General features: G+C 68.6%; 18 protein-coding genes. 2 read left to right on the plus strand and 16 right to left on the minus strand.

What is annotated here, in order from left to right; translation table 11 throughout:
• Window positions 1-6 precede the first annotated feature (6 nt).
• The 6 genes from CY658_RS21255 to CY658_RS21280 are packed head-to-tail and all read right to left on the minus strand — an operon-like array spanning window position 7 to window position 5,467.
• Window positions 7-792 carry an SDR family oxidoreductase gene (locus CY658_RS21255; protein ID WP_101492082.1) on the minus strand — a complete coding sequence of 262 codons (786 nt, stop codon included), beginning with the start codon at window positions 790-792 and terminating at the stop codon, window positions 7-9.
• Window positions 789-1,382 carry a cysteine hydrolase family protein gene (locus CY658_RS21260; protein ID WP_101492083.1) on the minus strand — a complete coding sequence of 198 codons (594 nt, stop codon included), beginning with the start codon at window positions 1,380-1,382 and terminating at the stop codon, window positions 789-791. The genes CY658_RS21255 and CY658_RS21260 overlap by 4 nt, the downstream gene beginning before the upstream one ends.
• Window positions 1,379-1,867, minus strand: a complete 489-nt coding sequence (locus CY658_RS21265; RefSeq protein WP_101492084.1) for an aromatic-ring-hydroxylating dioxygenase subunit beta — start codon at window positions 1,865-1,867, stop codon at window positions 1,379-1,381. Before CY658_RS21265 ends, CY658_RS21260 begins: the two co-directional genes overlap by 4 nt.
• Window positions 1,864-3,219 carry an aromatic ring-hydroxylating dioxygenase subunit alpha gene (locus CY658_RS21270; protein WP_101492085.1) on the minus strand — a complete coding sequence of 452 codons (1,356 nt, stop codon included), beginning with the start codon at window positions 3,217-3,219 and terminating at the stop codon, window positions 1,864-1,866. The genes CY658_RS21265 and CY658_RS21270 overlap by 4 nt, the downstream gene beginning before the upstream one ends.
• 23 nt (window positions 3,220-3,242) lie before the next feature.
• On the minus strand, window positions 3,243-4,208 hold the full coding sequence (locus tag CY658_RS21275; RefSeq protein ID WP_101492086.1) for a PDR/VanB family oxidoreductase: 966 nt from the start codon (window positions 4,206-4,208) through the stop codon (window positions 3,243-3,245).
• A complete protein-coding gene (locus CY658_RS21280; protein WP_101492087.1) occupies window positions 4,205-5,467 on the minus strand; it encodes a dienelactone hydrolase family protein in 1,263 nt (420 codons plus the stop codon). The genes CY658_RS21275 and CY658_RS21280 overlap by 4 nt, the downstream gene beginning before the upstream one ends.
• 189 nt (window positions 5,468-5,656) lie before the next feature.
• Here CY658_RS21280 and CY658_RS21285 point away from each other — a divergent pair, with 189 nt between their 5' ends.
• The gene (locus CY658_RS21285) at window positions 5,657-6,844 is read left to right on the plus strand and encodes an ABC transporter substrate-binding protein (protein ID WP_101492088.1); all 1,188 of its coding nucleotides are present in this window, start codon (window positions 5,657-5,659) and stop codon (window positions 6,842-6,844) included.
• A gap of 26 nt (window positions 6,845-6,870) precedes the next feature.
• Here the strand turns inward: CY658_RS21285 and CY658_RS21290 are convergent, their stop codons facing one another.
• The 6 genes from CY658_RS21290 to CY658_RS21315 form a co-directional block, all read right to left on the minus strand.
• A complete protein-coding gene (locus CY658_RS21290; protein ID WP_101492089.1) occupies window positions 6,871-7,959 on the minus strand; it encodes a hypothetical protein in 1,089 nt (362 codons plus the stop codon).
• Window positions 7,960-8,031: 72 nt separating this feature from the next.
• Window positions 8,032-9,069, minus strand: a complete 1,038-nt coding sequence (locus CY658_RS21295) for an AraC family transcriptional regulator (protein WP_101492090.1) — start codon at window positions 9,067-9,069, stop codon at window positions 8,032-8,034.
• A gap of 149 nt (window positions 9,070-9,218) precedes the next feature.
• On the minus strand, window positions 9,219-9,938 hold the full coding sequence (gene arsH / locus CY658_RS21300; protein WP_101492091.1) for an arsenical resistance protein ArsH: 720 nt from the start codon (window positions 9,936-9,938) through the stop codon (window positions 9,219-9,221).
• Entirely contained in the window at window positions 9,922-10,353 is a 432-nt protein-coding gene (gene arsC / locus CY658_RS21305; protein ID WP_101492092.1) for an arsenate reductase (glutaredoxin), read from the minus strand. The genes arsH and arsC overlap by 17 nt, the downstream gene beginning before the upstream one ends.
• A gap of 35 nt (window positions 10,354-10,388) precedes the next feature.
• Window positions 10,389-11,675, minus strand: a complete 1,287-nt coding sequence (locus tag CY658_RS21310; protein ID WP_101492093.1) for an arsenic transporter — start codon at window positions 11,673-11,675, stop codon at window positions 10,389-10,391.
• 311 nt (window positions 11,676-11,986) lie between these two features.
• A complete protein-coding gene (locus CY658_RS21315; RefSeq protein WP_101492094.1) occupies window positions 11,987-12,313 on the minus strand; it encodes an ArsR/SmtB family transcription factor in 327 nt (108 codons plus the stop codon).
• Window positions 12,314-12,480: 167 nt separating this feature from the next.
• Between CY658_RS21315 and CY658_RS21320 the strand changes: the two genes are divergently transcribed.
• Window positions 12,481-13,209, plus strand: a complete 729-nt coding sequence (locus tag CY658_RS21320) for an alpha/beta fold hydrolase (RefSeq protein WP_101492095.1) — start codon at window positions 12,481-12,483, stop codon at window positions 13,207-13,209.
• 18 nt (window positions 13,210-13,227) lie between these two features.
• Here CY658_RS21320 and CY658_RS21325 read toward each other — a convergent pair whose 3' ends face one another.
• The 4 genes from CY658_RS21325 to CY658_RS21340 are packed head-to-tail and all read right to left on the minus strand — an operon-like array spanning window position 13,228 to window position 15,172.
• Window positions 13,228-13,860: a 3'-5' exonuclease gene (locus CY658_RS21325; RefSeq protein ID WP_101492096.1), complete on the minus strand. Its 633-nt coding sequence runs from the start codon at window positions 13,858-13,860 to the stop codon at window positions 13,228-13,230.
• Entirely contained in the window at window positions 13,857-14,249 is a 393-nt protein-coding gene (locus CY658_RS21330) for a TfoX/Sxy family protein (protein WP_101492097.1), read from the minus strand. The genes CY658_RS21325 and CY658_RS21330 overlap by 4 nt, the downstream gene beginning before the upstream one ends.
• Window positions 14,246-14,641 carry a VOC family protein gene (locus tag CY658_RS21335; RefSeq protein ID WP_257884958.1) on the minus strand — a complete coding sequence of 132 codons (396 nt, stop codon included), beginning with the start codon at window positions 14,639-14,641 and terminating at the stop codon, window positions 14,246-14,248. The genes CY658_RS21330 and CY658_RS21335 overlap by 4 nt, the downstream gene beginning before the upstream one ends.
• Before the next feature lie 27 nt (window positions 14,642-14,668).
• Window positions 14,669-15,172 carry a GNAT family N-acetyltransferase gene (locus CY658_RS21340; protein WP_101492098.1) on the minus strand — a complete coding sequence of 168 codons (504 nt, stop codon included), beginning with the start codon at window positions 15,170-15,172 and terminating at the stop codon, window positions 14,669-14,671.
• Between the last annotated feature and the right edge of the window lie 11 nt (window positions 15,173-15,183).

Genomic DNA, 15,183 nt, shown 5'->3' on the forward strand with positions numbered 1-15,183 from the left:
CGGCTGCTACGCCTCGAACCAGTCCCGCGCCGACCGCCCCTGGTCCGGCCCCAGCATCGAGAAGCCGCCGTCGACCGGAATGTCCGCACCGGTCACGAAGCGCGCCGCGTCCGAGCACAGGAACAGCACCACCTGCGCCACGTCGTCGCCGTCGCCCACGCGGCCCAGCGGGTGCATCGGCGCGCCGACGCGGTCAGCGCGTGCGCGGTCGCCGTTCGCCATGCGCGACAGCGCGTCCGACCAGGTCCAGCCCGGCGACACCGAGTTCACCCGCACGCCGCGCGGCGCCAGCGTGGCGGCCTGGTTGCGCGTGAGCTGCAGGATGGCGGCCTTGGCTGCGGGGTACAGCGCCCGGCCCGCCGCGCCGAACTTGCCGCCGACGCTGCCCATGTTCACGATGGCGCCGCCGTGCGCAGCCAGCGCGTCGGCAGTCTTCTGCACCAGCATCGCGCCCGAGACCAGGTTGACGTTCAGCGCGGCCAGCCAGTCGGCGCGCGCGGAATCCAGGCCTGCATCGCCGTAGACCACGGCGTTGTTGACGAGGAAGTCGATGCGGCCTTCGGTGCGCAGCGTGCCGGCCACGAGTGCATCGAGCGCATCGTCCGAGGCGATGTCGCAGGCGACGAAGCGGCAGCCTGCGCCCACATCGGCCGCCAGTGCGGCGCCGCGCGCCGCGTCGATGTCGACGGCGACCACGCGCGCGCCGGCCTGCACGAAGGCCCGCACGATGGCGCTGCCCAGCAGTGCGGCGGCGCCCGTCACGATCGCGACCTTGCCTTGCAGCGCCGTCATGACCGGCCTCCCATTTGCGCGACGGCGTCGTCCACGTGCACCACGTCCGCGAGCATCGCCAGGGTTTCGAGGCTCGCTGCCTGCAGGTGCGCCTGCGCGGTGCTGCAGGCGTCGGCGACGACCGCCACGTCGTAGCCCAGGTCGCTCGCGTGGCGCGCGCCGTGCTCGACGACGTGGTTGGTCGCGATGCCGGCCACGTACAGGCGGCTGGCACCGGTGGCACGCACCGCCTCTTCGAGCCCGCTGGCCCAGAAGGGGTTGTTGCGCTTGTGGGTGACGATGGCCTCGCCCGGCAGCGGCGCGAGCTCGTCGTAGAAGCCGGCGCCCCAGCTGCCTTCCTGCACCGCGCCGCTCTCCGCCACGCGCCGGAACAGCGTGCAGTTGTGCAGGCAGTCCGCGTAGTCGGGTGCGAAGGCGATGCGCACGAAGATCACCGGCACGCCGTTCGCGCGCGCACCGGCGATCAGCCGTGCGGTCGCGGCGATGAGGCGCGGGCGCGCGGGGTCGTCGGCGGCCACGCCCACGCGCACCTTGCCGTCGACGTGCAGCACGTCGTTCTGGTAGTGCATCGCCAGCAGCGCGGCCTTCACAGGAACACCTGCAAGGCTTCGTGCGGCGCGTCGCAGTTGACGAGGTCGATGCGCTTGGTCTGGATGCGCCAGCCGTCGTCGGCGCGGCGCAGCGTGTGCCGCACGCTGCCGCCGAAGGTGCGCTGTTCGGTCTTGCGCCACTCCAGCAGCAGGAAGGTCGAGCGCACGGTGCAGGTTGCGTCGTCGTCGCGCGATTCGAGCGCGATGTTGCCCAGCACGTGCACGGTGCGCGTGGGCGGCTGCTGCGAATAGGCACGCGCCTGCTCGAGCCGCCGCGCGCGCATCGAGCGCAGCAGCGCGTCCTCGCAGAACAGCGAGGCGTGGTTGAGGTGGTCGACCTGGCCGTGCACCAGCGGCACCCAGTACAGGCCGTCGGGCGTGAAGAGCTTCTGCCATTCGTCCCAGCGGTGCTCGTCGAGCAGGCGCGCCTCGTGGTGCAGGAACTGCGTGAGGTCCTGCTGTTCGTTCCAGTCGCGGAAGTTCATTCGGCGCTCCCGGTCTGCGTGCCCGTGTCGACGCCCATGTACCCGGCCCACGCCGCGAACATGTTGCGCGAGGGCATCTCGCTGTTGCCGTTGGACGCGCGCCCGCCCGGCAGCGGCTGGTCGCGCCCCGCGGCGCGGTGCATGCTGACCCAGTCGCCGCCGTCGGAGCCCAGGCCTTCCTGCACGCGGTTGTAGGCCTCCAGGTCGTCGGACATCACGTTCGACGAGGGCGCGTTGACGATGTTGGTGTACTTGAGCGTGCGCTGGAAGGTGGCCTCGGGCGCGCCCTTGAGCCGGAAGCTGAAGATCTCGACCAGCGTGCGGTCCACCGAGAGCGGCCGGATCACGCGGATCTGCTGGAACGAGGTGTGCGGCGAACAGCTCGGATACACGATGGTGTTGTGCCGGTTCACGCGCAGGATCTCGTCGGTGCGCTCGGCGCCCTTCGCGGCTTCGAGCGAGGCCACGTAGGCCAGGCTCACCGGGTCGGTCGGCGGCACGAAGATGCCTTCCATGAAGCCGTGGCCGTGGTCGTAGCCCTTGAGTTCCAGCTTCTCCCAGAACTCCAGCGGCTCGCCGTTGCCGTCGACGATCACCACCTCGAAGGGCTTGGGCGTGCCGGCGGGCATCGATTCGTGCTCTTCCTTGGCCGCGCGCCACGACGACTCGTGCGTGGCCACGGCGTGGATGGTGTCGTGCAGGTTCTCGAAGAAGATCTTCCAGTTGTTGCGCTGAATCACGCGTTGCACTCCTCCGGCGACCTCGACTTCGCCTTCCGGCGCGCGGTCGCAGAAGTTGTCCAGCGACGTGGCCACGCCGCCCAGGAATTCCTTCAGCTCGGGTCCATCTTCCGACAGGCTCGCGAACACGAAGCCGCGGTGCGTGGCCACGCGCGCGACCTTGCGCACGCCGTACTGCGGGTCTTTCAGGTCGAGCGCGGTGCATTCGTAGCCGCTGCGCAGCGGCACCGACAGCAGGCTTCCGTCGCACTTGAAGGTCCAGCCGTGGTACAGGCAGCGCAGGAACTTGCCGGCACTGCCGCTGCCGTCGGGCACGAGCTTGGCGCCCTTGTGCGGGCAGCGGTTGAACATCACATGCACCTGGCCGTCGGTGTGCCGCACCATCACCACGGGCTCGCGGCCCAGGCGGGTGGTGAAGTAGTCGCCGGGCTTGGGCACCTGGCTTTCGTGGCCGATGTAGATCCAGGCCTGGCCGAACACGCGGTCCATCTCCAGCTCGAAGATGGCGGGGTCGGTGTAGACGCGCTTGTGCACGCGGTCGGGCTGCACGAGCGACTGGATGTCGATCGGGTTTGTCGCCGCGATGGGGATGATGGGGATCACGGAATTCATCGGGTGGGTCTCCTGAAACGTCATCAGATGTCGAGCACCAGGTGCGGCGTCTTCGCGCGCGACACGCAGGTGCACAGGGTCTTGCCGTCCGCCTTCTCGCGCGGACTGAGGTTGTGGTCGCGGTGGTCGGGCACGCCCTCGACCACGTCGACCACGCACACGCCGCAGTCGCCCTGGCGGCAGTCGTACAGCGGGTCCAGGCCCGCGGCGATGAGCACGTCGAGCAGGCTCTGGTGCGGCGCCACGGTCAGCGTCTTGCCCGAGCGCAGCGTGCGCACCTCGAAGGGCGCATCGCCCGCCTGCTCGATGGCGCCGGCGAAGAGTTCGAAGTGCACGTGGTCGTCGGGCCAGCCGAGCGCACGGGCGGTGTCGATCACGGCCTGCACCATGCCGCGCGGGCCGCACACATGCAGGTGGCGGCCGGGCACGGGTGCGGCCAGCAGCGCGCGCAGGTCAATGCCGCGTGACGGGTCGCCGCCGTCGTGCACCACGGTGCCACCGAGCGCGCGCACCTCGTGCAGGTAGGCCGTGGCGTCCTCGCTGCGTGTGGCATAGACGAACTCGAAGGGGCGCGCTTCGGCCGCAAGCGAGCGCGCCATGCACAACAGCGGCGTGATGCCGATGCCACCCGCAAGGAGCAGCGGCGGCGTGCTGCCCGCGTGCAGCGCGAAGTCGTTGCGCGGCGCGTGCGCGGCCAGCGTGGCGCCGGGTTGCAGCGCGTGCATCCAGGTCGAACCGCCTGCGCCTTGGGGCTCGCACAGCACCGCGATTTCGCAGCGGTCCGAGCCGTCGTGCGGCTTGGCGAGCGAGTAGGCGCGTTGACCCGCGTGGCCGTTGGCCTGCACCACCTGCACGCCCAGGTGCGCGCCCGGCGCGAACGGCGGCAGGGGCTCGCCGTTCGCCGAGCGCAGCACGAAGGCCTTGATGGCCGGCGTGAGCGGCGTGACCGCGTCCACGACCAGCGCCAGCATGTCGGAGGCGCCGCTCATCCCAAGGGCAGCGCCGGGTCGGCGATGGTGAGCCCGGTCGATTTTTCCCAGCGCGGCATCAGCGTGTTCGACGGCTGTGTTTCGTCGACCAGCTTGCGCGCGGTCTCGGCGCCGGCTACGGGCAGGCCCTTCGGATCGAGCAGGCCGATCTGCACCAGCACGCTGGCCTGGTCCCAGTAGATGTGCTCGTGGTAGAGCTTGTCCCCACGGAACTTCACGATGGCCACGAGCGGAATCTCCACCGGCTTGCCGGTGGGCGCGATGCCCGGCAGCAGCCAGTCGATCTCGACCGTGTGGGTGAAGCTGAACAGCATCTCGTCCACGATCTGCGTCGCGCCCACCGTGCGCGAGATGGGCGTGAGCCGCGTGTCGGGCGGTGTGCTCGGAATGAAGTGGTGCTTGTAGAAGCGCGACAGCTCCCTGGCGCCCACGCCGCCGGTCATGGTCGGGATGTGGTTCACGTAGGGCTCGCTCACCATCGTGGCCATGGTGGCGACCACGTCGCGCGTGGCGAACTCGTACTCGCAGTGCTTGTCCCACAGCGTCGAGAGGTCGTACACCGGGCCGATCGCGTCCTTGAACAGCGCCATCGAGCGCTGGTGCGCCATGAGCGTGGAGGGCTTGTCGAAATGGTCGCCGCCGGTGCGTGCAAATGCATGGTCGACGCCGGGGTAGACGTACATCTGCGCATCGGGCTGGCCGGCGAAGGCTGCGAGCACCTGGGCGCGTGCTTCGGGCGGGCAGAACTGGTCGAGCTCCGCGAAGTGCAGGGCGATCGGGCACTCGATTTTCGGCACGAGGTCGAGCGCGCCTTCGATGCCCACGCCGTAGTAGCCCACGGCCGCGTCCACGCCCGAGTGCGCGGCGGCCAGGTAGGCCAGCTTGCCGCCGAGGCAGAAGCCCAGTGCGCCGACCTTGCCGGTGCAGGCCGGGTGCGCGCGCAGCGCTTTCACGCTCGCCGTGACGTCGGCCACGCCGGCTTCGATGTCGAACTTCTGGAAGAAGCCGAAGGCGCGCTGCCAGTCCTCGGGCGAATAGCCCAGATCGACGCCGGGCTCCATGCGCCAGAACAGGTCGGGCGCGAGCACCACGTAGCCCTCTTCGGCGTAGAGGTCGGCCACCTCGCGCACGTAGTCGTTGATGCCGAAGATTTCCTGGCACAGCACGATGCCGGGGCCGCGCCCCGAGGCCGGCAGGGCCAGGTAGCCGCGAAAGGTCTGGGTGCCGTCGCCGGTGGGAATGTCGATGGTGTCGCTCATCGGTTCGTCTCTCGAAGTGGTGGGGTCGGCGGCGATTCTGGGGAGCGTGCCGGGGCGTTGTCTGTCCATTTCGTGCAGCGGTTTGCGCCGCACGAAACGGATAGCGGGACGCCGCCGCCGCACAGAGACTGCGCCCTGCATTTGCTGCAGCCCCCACGTTCAACGAACTCACTCCCGAGGAGACCTTTCATGTCGCAGGCCACGCCCCGATCCGTCTTGTGCGCGCTCACCGTCCTGGTGGGCGCGCTGGCATTACCCGCGCAGGCGCAGACCGTGAAAGTCGGCCTGGCGATGGACCTGTCCGGCCCCTTCGCCGTCGGCGGCGCCGAGGCCAAGGCCGGCTTCGCCGTCGCGATGAAGCAGCTGGGCGGCAAGCTCGGCGGCGTGCCGGTGGAGTTCGTCGAGGCCGACACGGCAGGCAACCCCGAGATGGCGCGCCAGGTGGTCGAGCGCATGCTGCTGCGCGACAAGATCGACCTGTTCACCGGGCCCGTCGGCTCGTCGGTCGCGCTGGCCGTGGGCCCGCCGCTCTTCGCGGCCAAGGTGCCCTATCTGTCGAGCAACACCGGCCCGAGCGGCTATTCGGGCGCGGGCTGCAACCCGTACTTCTTCGGCGCCTCGTACCCGAACGACGCGTACTACGAATCGGCCGGCAAGTTCGCCTCGGACAAGGGCTTCAAGAAGGTCGCGATGATCGCGCCCAGCTACCCGGGCGGCAAGGACGCCATCAACGGCTTCAAGCACACCTTCAAGGGCGGCGTGGGCGACGAGCTGTACACCAAGCTCGGGCAGCTCGACTACTCGGCCGAGCTCGCGCAGATCCGCGCGTCGAAGCCCGATGCGCTGTACTTCTTTTTGCCCGGCGCGATGGGCGTGAGCTTCATCAAGCAGTTCGTCGGCGCGGGGCTGTCGAAAGACGTGGCGCTGATCTCCACCGCCTTCTCGGCCGACGAAGACATGATCCCCGCCGTCGGCGAGCCGATGCTCGGCCTGTTCAACACCGCGCACTGGTCGTTCGACCTCGACAACGCCGCCAACCAGCGCTTCGTGACGGCGTTCCGCCAGCAGAACAACGGGCGCAACCCGTCGTTCTATGCCGGCCAGGCCTACGACGTGCTGATGGCGATGGACGCGGCCGTGCGCGACGTCGGCGGCAAGGTGGCCGACAAGCCCGCGCTGCTGAAGGCGATCAAGGCGGCGAACTACAAGTCGGTGCGCGGCGACTTTCGCTATGGGTCGAACAACTTCCCGATCCAGAACTACTACCTGCGCGTGATCGCCAAGGACGCGAACGGGCGCATCGCCAACAAGGTGATCGGCACCGTGCTGGAGCGCTACCAGGACCGCACGGCCGTGCAGTGCGCGATGAAGTCCTGAGGCGCGTAAACGGCGCGGCCCGCCGCTCAGTGCGGCGCCAATCGCGGCTTCGTGAGCTTGGCGTTTTCCAGTTCGAGCACGAAGCGCATCGGGGGCCCTTCGACCAGCAACTGCACCTTGAGCGTTCCCGTCAACGCGTCGAAGCCGAGTTGCGCGCCTTTCCATGTTGCGGTGGCGTCGCGCGCCGACAGCGAGGCGATGTCCGCGGTCAAGCCGCGGCCGGCGGACTTCGAGTGCAGCGCGATGGCATTGGCCCCTTCATGGCGCCCCTGCAGATGCACTTGCAGGCCTGGCATGGCGAGCAACCCATCGCCGAGCCGGACCTCGCCCGACAGCCCGGTGCGGGCCATCAACAGGCGCGCCTGCGCGGTCAGTCCGGGGTCGAGGTTCTCGCGGCCTTGTCGCAGCGTCGACTCTGCGAAGGCCTGCAGTTGCAGCTTGCCGCGCTCGGAGACCCACGAGCCCAGCAGCGCGCCGCGGTGCTCGAATTCCACGCCGGCGAGCGGCGCCGACGCGAACTGGTACAGGTAGCTGCGGCCGTTGGGCGCATCGACATACAGGCCCAGCCGGCTGATGCCCATGCGCGAGTCGGGTCCGACGTGCTCGACGGTCGCATCGTTGAAGTCGATCTGGCCGTGCCGGATCGGCACCGTCACGTCGGCATCGAACAGCAAGTGCGCATCGGTGATCTGCGCGCGGACCGTGCCTTCGGCCTGGCCGAGCGGGTCAAGGCGCCACGCATCGTCTGGCGTCTGCGAGGCGTCGCCTGCCTTGCGCACGTGCGGCGCCATGTTGAGGGGGCCCTGCAGCTTCAAGCCTGCACATTCGACTTCGCGCGCCTCCACGACATCCAGGCGCGTCGCGCCGGCGTCGGTTCGTATCTGCGTCACCAGGTCGTGCACCGCCAGGCGGCCGATCTCCAGCACGAACGGCCCCGAGGCAAGCCGCAGTGCGGCGGCCTCGATGTGCTGTATCCGGATTTCGAGCCCGCCGTCAGGCCCGGGCTTGCATGTCGCGCCCTCCAGCGTGAAGCGGTTGCCGTCGGCCTTGTCTGCCGCTGACAGCTCCATTCCGAGCGCGAGGTTGAGGAGGGAAGCCGCGAGTGAGACGGTCATGGCGTTTTCTACCAGACATCGCGACGCCAGCGATGCAGGACTGCAGCGCGACCCGAGCCCACCCGTCTGCGCTCAATGCCTCGAAACAGAAAGGCGCGAATTGCCTTGCACGGTGTCACGCGAGGTGTCGCGCGGCAGCTGCCCGAAGCGCTCGCGGTAGCAGGCGGCAAAGCGGCTCAGGTGCGAGAAGCCGCAGTTCAGCGCCACCTCGGTGACGCTGGCGCCGTCGTGCCGCGCCAGCTGCGCGTGCGCGGCATCGAGCCGCATGTTGCGCAGCACCTCGCCGGGCGAGAGGTCGCGGTAGCGTCGGAAGAGCAGGGCGAGGCCGCGGCGCGTGACGCCCGCGGCCTGCGCCACGTCTTCGAGCGACAGCAGCGAGTCGAGCCGCTCGCGCATGAACTCTTCGGCGCGTCGCAGCTGTCGCAGGCTGGTTTCTTCGGTGCCGCGCTGCGCGTCGGCATGCCGCTGCAGCACCGAGTTCGGCCGGTGGCACAGCAGGTAGAGCATGAGGTTGTCTTCGCAGTGCGCGAGCCAGCGCGGGTCGTAGCGCTCGAACTCGTTCGCCGGCAGCAGCGAGGCCAGGCTCGCGACCATGCGGCACCACTGCGTGCCTGCGGCGTCGTCGAGCCGTAAGGGCATGTCGAAATCGATCTCGCCCACGGTGTCGCCACCGCGCAGCGCGAAGGCGTGGCGCGCGACTTCCTGCAGGCGGCTGAGCTCGATCTTCAGCATCAGCTGTTCGCAGTCGGCATGCCAGCGCAGGCGCACCGGCTTGTGGGCGGAAATGATGGCGCCTTGCCCGGGATGGATCTGCAGCGTCTGGCCGCCGGTGTGGATGTCGGCGTGGCCGCGCAGCGGCATCTGCACCAGCACGAAGTTGCCGAGCGCGTCGGGCTCGATGTCGACGTCGCAGCCGTAGCGCAGGATGCACAGCGACAGTGCGCTCATCTCGGCGCGGCAGAAGATGGCATCGACATCGCCCGCGCCCCACGCGCTGCGGTGCGGCTTCAGTTCGCGGGCCACGCGCGCGTCGGTCTCTTCGGCCTCGCGCGAGCGGAAGACCTCGCGTCTGTACAGCGGGGACAGTTGCTGACTCGACCATGCGTCCATGGACACTCCTGCGGGGCCAAAGTGGGGGAAAGCGACGACAACGGACGCTTAAGTTCTACGCTGGAATCTACGTCGGTGCGCCGCGCGCCGCCATGGGAATTGCCCGGGCAACGGGCGTCCCCGTTGCAAGAAGCTTGCCTGGCTTGTGTCTAAATACTGCGCAGGTTGACCCGTTTTGACAGCGCCTCCGCGCTCTCGCGCCGCTCGCTGTAGCGGTCGACCAGGTGATCCGCGCAGTCGCGCGTGAGCAGCGTGAACTTCACTAGCTCTTCCATCACGTCGACCACGCGCTCGTAGTACGGCGAGGGCTTCATGCGGCCCGCGTCGTCGAACTCGAGAAAAGCCTTGGCCACCGACGACTGGTTGGGGATGGTGATCATGCGCATCCATCGCCCGAGCACGCGCAGCTGGTTCACCGCGTTGAACGACTGCGAGCCGCCCGACACTTCCATCACCGCGAGCGTCTTGCCCTGCGTGGGCCGCACGGAGCCGACGGCCAGCGGAATCCAGTCGATCTGCGCCTTCATGATGCCGGTCATGGCGCCGTGGCGCTCGGGCGAGGTCCACACCATGCCCTCGGCCCACTGCGCGAGATCGCGCAGCTCCTGCACCTTCGGATGGTCTTCGGGTTCGCCGTCGGGCAGCGGCAGGCCGCGCGGGTCGTAGATGCGGGGCTCGGCGCCCATCGCGCGCAGCAGGCGCGCGGCCTCTTCGGTCAGCAGGCGGCTGTAGGAGCGCTCGCGCAGCGAACCGTACAGCAGCAGGATGCGCGGCGCATGCGTGGCGCGTGCGGTGGGCAGAAGCTCCTGCAGGCTGGGGACGCGGAACGCGTCGGCGTCGATGTGGGGGAGGTCAGGGCTTGGCGACACGCTGGCCTTTCGCGTCGATCACGGCTTCGCCGTCTTCCTTGGCGAACGCGCCTTGCTGCGGCTTCGGCAGGATGTCGAGCACCGCTTCGGACGGCCGGCACAGGCGCGTTCCGAGCGGCGTGACGACGATGGGGCGGTTGATCAGGATCGGGTGCTGCCCCATGAAGTCGATGAGCTGTTCGTCGCTCCACTTCGGATCGCCGAGACCCAGTTCGTCGTACGGCGTGCCTTTCTGGCGCAGCACGTCGCGCACGGGCACGCCCATCGCCGCGATCAGCGCTGTGAGCGTGGCGCGGTCGGGTGGGGTCTTCAGGTACTCGACGACGGTGGGCTCGTCGCCCGTGTTGCGGATCAGCGCGAGCACGTTGCGCGACGTGCCGCAGGCGGGGTTGTGATAGATCGTGATGTCGCTCATGGGAATCTCGGTGGACGAAAGAAAAATGAAAGGGGTCAGCCGAGGCTGAGGCGCAACGCGAGCGCGGCCAGCGTGACGGCCAGCACGGGAAGCGTCATCGCGATGCCGACCTTGAAGTAGTAGCCCCAGGCGATGGTCGTGCCCTTTTTCTCGAGCACGTGCAGCCACAGCAGCGTGGCCAGGCTGCCGATCGGCGTGATCTTGGGGCCAAGGTCGCAGCCGATGACGTTGGCGTAGATCATGGCTTCCTTCACGAGGCCCGTGGCGCCCGACGCGTCGATCGAGAGCGCGCCCACCAGCACGGTCGGCATGTTGTTCATGACCGATGACAGCCCTGCGGCCAGGAAGCCGGTGCCCATGGCGGCACCCCACACGCCGCCTTGCGCGAACACGTCGAGCAGCGACGCGATCTGGCTCGTCAGCCCGGCGTTGCGCAACCCGTAGACCACGAGGTACATGCCCAGCGAGAAGACGACGATCTGCCACGGCGCGCCATGCAGCACCTTGCGCGTGCTGATGACGTGCCCGCGCGCAGCCACGGCCAGAAGAAGGGCGGCACCCACGGCCGCCACGGCGCTGACCGGCACGCCCAGCGGCTCCAGCCCGAAGAAGCCGACGAGCAGCAGCACCAGCACGACCCAACCGGCCCGGAAGGTGGCCGGGTCACGGATGGCTTCGACGGGGTTCTTGAGCTGCGCCACGTCGTAGCTGGCTGGAATGTCGCGGCGGAAGTACAGCATCAGCACCAGAAGGCTGGCCGCGACCGCAGCGAGGTTCACCGGGATCATCACGGCCGCGTAGTCGTTGAAGCCGATCTTGAAGAAGTCGGCCGACACGATGTTCACGAGGTTCGACACGATCAGCGGCAGGCTGGCCGTGTCGGCAATGAAGCCCGCCGCCATGACGAAGGCGAGCGTGGCGGCGGGCCGGAAGCCGAGCGCCACGAGCATCGCCATCACGATGGGCGTGAGGATGAGCGCCGCGCCGTCGTTCGCAAAGAGGGCCGACACCGCCGCGCCCAGCAGCACGATGAAGGCGAACAGCCGCCGGCCGTTGCCGCGCCCCCAGCGGGCGACGTGCAGGGCAGCCCATTCGAAGAAGCCGGCTTCGTCGAGCAGCAGGCTGATGATGATGACGGCGATGAAGGTTGCGGTGGCGTTCCAGACGATGCCCCACACCACGGGGATGTCGGCCAAGTGAACGACACCGAAGAGCAGGGCGATGACGGCGCCCAGCATGGCGCTCCAGCCGATGCCGAGGCCGCGGGGCTGCCAGATGACCAGCACCAACGTGCAGGCGAAGATGAGGAGGGCTGTGGTCATGTCAGTTCTTGTTGTTGTTCAGGGCGCGTGCACAGGCCACCGGGTACTTCCCTCCGCGAATGTCCCCCGGGCTTCGCCCTCCTCCTTGATTTCGCTGCGGGAAGCACCCAGTGTCCTGCGCACGCCGAGCGCGGTCGTGGTGCTGGTTGATCAACAGCCGCACCGAACGACGCTCACGTCGATGGGGTGCCTTGCGCAGCGAAATCAAGGGGGAGCCCGAAGGGCGGAGGACATTCGCGGAGCAAGGTGCCCCGTCGGCGGGAGCACGCCAGAGCGCACGCACGCGGCGTGCAACAGCACAGACTTTCATGTCAGCAGTCGCAGGCTTGAGTAGCAGTCGCCGGAAGGCAGGCTTCCCCCTGGCAGCAGTTCTCGGTGAGGTAGCCAAGCAGGCCGTTCATCCGGTCGAACGACGCGCGGTAGATGAGGTTGCGCCCTTGCCGCTCCTGAGAGACCAGGCTCGCGTTCACCAGCTCCTTGAGATGAAAAGACAGGCCCGTGGCCGACACCGCCAGCGCTTCAGTGAGCGCACCCGGCGTCAGCCCGTCGGGCCCCGCAACCACCAGGGCACGAAACACCCGCAGGCGCACGGGTTGCGCGAGTGCGCCCAAGGCGCGGACCACATCGTTTTCTTCCATAGTTCAAGTATCTTTGAATTATTGAATCGAGGCAACCCACGCAACAAAAAGACCGGTGGCGCGAATCGGCCATCAGGTTGGCAGGCAGCGGCCACCCGCGACGCACCGTTTTTTCTACAGTCGCCTCGGTCTATCACCCAACGACGCATCCAACGAAGGAGACACCCATGTCCGACACCTATGTTCTGGTTCACGGCGCCTGGCACACCGGCGCTGAAATGGAGGCTGTGGCCGACGGCCTGCGCGCAGCCGGCCACACCGTGCATTGCCCCACCGTGGCAGGCAACAACCCCGGCGACAGCCGCGCGAACACCGGGCTGGACGACGCCATCGCGTCGGTGGTCCGCTACATCGAGGGCAAAGACCTCACGCAGGTGCGGCTCGTGGGCCACAGCTACGGCGGCATGGTGATCTCGGGCGTGGCCGATCGCATCGCGGCACGGCTGCGGCGGCTGGTCTACATCAACGCCTTCGTGCCGCTCGATGGCGAGGCGCTCAACGACATGGTGCCGCCGCATTACGTGAGCATGTTCGACGCGGTGGCGGCAGGCAACGACAACGCCGTGACGCTGCCGTTCGAGATCTGGCGCGAGGCCTTCATCAACGACGCCGACCTGGCGCTGGCGCAGTCCGCCTACGACCAGCTCAACCCGCACCCGTACCGCACCTTCACCGACAAGATCCAGCTGAAGCAGCCGCTGGCGGCGCTGGCGCTGGGCAAGTCGTACGTCAATTGCCTGCAGGACACGGCGCTGCCGCACAGCCTGCCGTGGCATCCGCGGCTGTCGGAGCGGCTCGGGTTGTTCCGGCTCGTGGAGTGCCCGGGCAGCCACGAGATGTTCTTCTCGAACCCGCAGCGGCTGGCGCAGGCGATCCTCGAAGCGGGGCGCGACTGACGGCAGTCGCGCGCTCGGTCAGCCGTTCGGAAAGAGCGCGTCGAACACGCGCAGCGACGCATAGGCGTCGTTGGCTGCATAGCGGATCTGCGATTCGCTGAGCTGCTTGTGCGCCCAGTTCGACGTGGTCGCCTTGCGCGACTTGGCGAAGCGCTGGTTGAACATCAGCGCCACCGCCGTCTTCACGCCGACCGAGCGGCGGTAGCCGCGCCGACGGAATTCGTCGTCGATGTCGAAGACGGCCTGCGGCGCAATGGCCAGGCGCAGGCGGATCATCGACAGGTCGCTCGAGAGACCGAAGCCGACCTTGCGCAGCTCGGTGGAGGCGAGCAGGCCCGCGACCACGTGGTTGCACTCGTCGCGGTGCAGCTGGAACAGCCAGGCCGTGTCGCGCGTGGCGAACTGCACCACGTGCGGGCCGGTCGACACCTCGTTCTTTGCAAAAGTGGGGCGCGACTCGGTGTCGAAGCCGGCCACGCCGGCCGTGAGCAATTCGTCTGCGGCGCGCTCGGCTTCGGCCAGCGAGGCGATGACCACGATGTCTTTCAGGTCGAGGCTGTCGAAGGGATCGAGCAGCGCGATCTGTTCGCGCTCGGGCAGCGGAGGGAGCCGGTGGCTGGGGTTGTTGCTGTTGTTGTTCTGTTCGTTCACCGGGTCTTCGCTTTCGCGGCCTTGGAGGGTGTCTTGGGTTGGGGCTTGGGCTTCTTCTGCTTCGGCGGCTGGCCCGAGCGCAGCGCAGCTTCGTAGGCGAGGCGGCCCCAGCGGGCGGCTTCCTCGCGGTCTTCGAACAGGTCGGCCGGCGCCAGCCGGTACGACATCGGCATCTCCTTGCCTGCGCGCACGTAGGTGAAGGGCGGCAGGTTGAGCGCATCGAAGTGCGCGGCGCTGCCGGCATCGGACTTGAGGTACAGCGTGTCCTTGGCGACGAGCGCGATCATGCGGCCCTCGTGCCACACGCCGTGGCCGCCGAACATGCGGCGGGTTTCGATGCGGCCGAGGCGTTCGAAGGTCTCGTGCAGGCTTTGAACGAATGCGCTCATGCGGTGATCTCGATGCGGTTGCCGTCCGGGTCGAGCACCACGCTCTCGTAGTAGCCGTCGCCGGTGCGACGCGGGCCGTCGAGCAGCGGATAGCCGTCGGCCTTCAGCCGTTGCGTGAGCGCATCGACCTCGGCGTCGGAGCCGACCGAGATCGCGAGGTGCGTCCAGCCCATGCGCTGCGCGCCGGCCTCGGCGACCACGGGCGACAGAGTGCTCGTGGTCATGGCTTCGATGCGCGCGCCGTCGCCCAGGCTCAGGAAGCACGAGGCGAAGCCCTTGGTCGGGTTGACATACCCCGCGCCGGCGGTGGCGCCGAAGTAGTCGACGTAGAAGCGCTTGCAGCGTTCGAGGTCGGTGGTCCAGAGGGCGATGTGATCGATGCGGATGCGCATGGGGAAAGAAGAAGGAAGAGGGCGGTGTCAGCCCGTGCGCCAGGGCGCGCGGGCAGGCGACCAATGGTAGGCGATGCGTTCGCGCCCGCTGCCCGGGTGCCGGTCGACCACGCCGCGCACGAGGCCGTAGCGTTCGTAGAAGCGCTGCGCCTCGGTGTTGCTGACGGCCACGTGCAGCCGCCAGCCGTGCGGCATGCGCACGCAGGCCTCGTCGAGCAGCGCCTTGCCCAGGCCCTGGCTGCGCAGGTGCGGTTCGACGAACAGCTGGGCCACGTACTCGCGTGCCGTGAGCAGCACCATGAAGGCCAGCACCTGGCCGTCGCGCTCGGCCAGAACCACGTCGGCGGGCGGGATGAATTCGGTCTGCACGCGGCGCAGCCAGTGGCCGATGGGCTCGACGTGGGCGGCGCCCCGGTTGGCCGACACCCAGGCGCGGCGCCAGATGCCGGCGAGCACCATGTTCTCTTCGGCGCCGCCATCGCGCGAGCGCAACTCGAAGGCGGGAATCTGGGCGGCAGACATGCGGACCATGATAGCCACGC

Source organism: Variovorax sp. RO1 (assembly GCF_002849325.1).
Taxonomy (GTDB): domain Bacteria; phylum Pseudomonadota; class Gammaproteobacteria; order Burkholderiales; family Burkholderiaceae_C; genus Variovorax.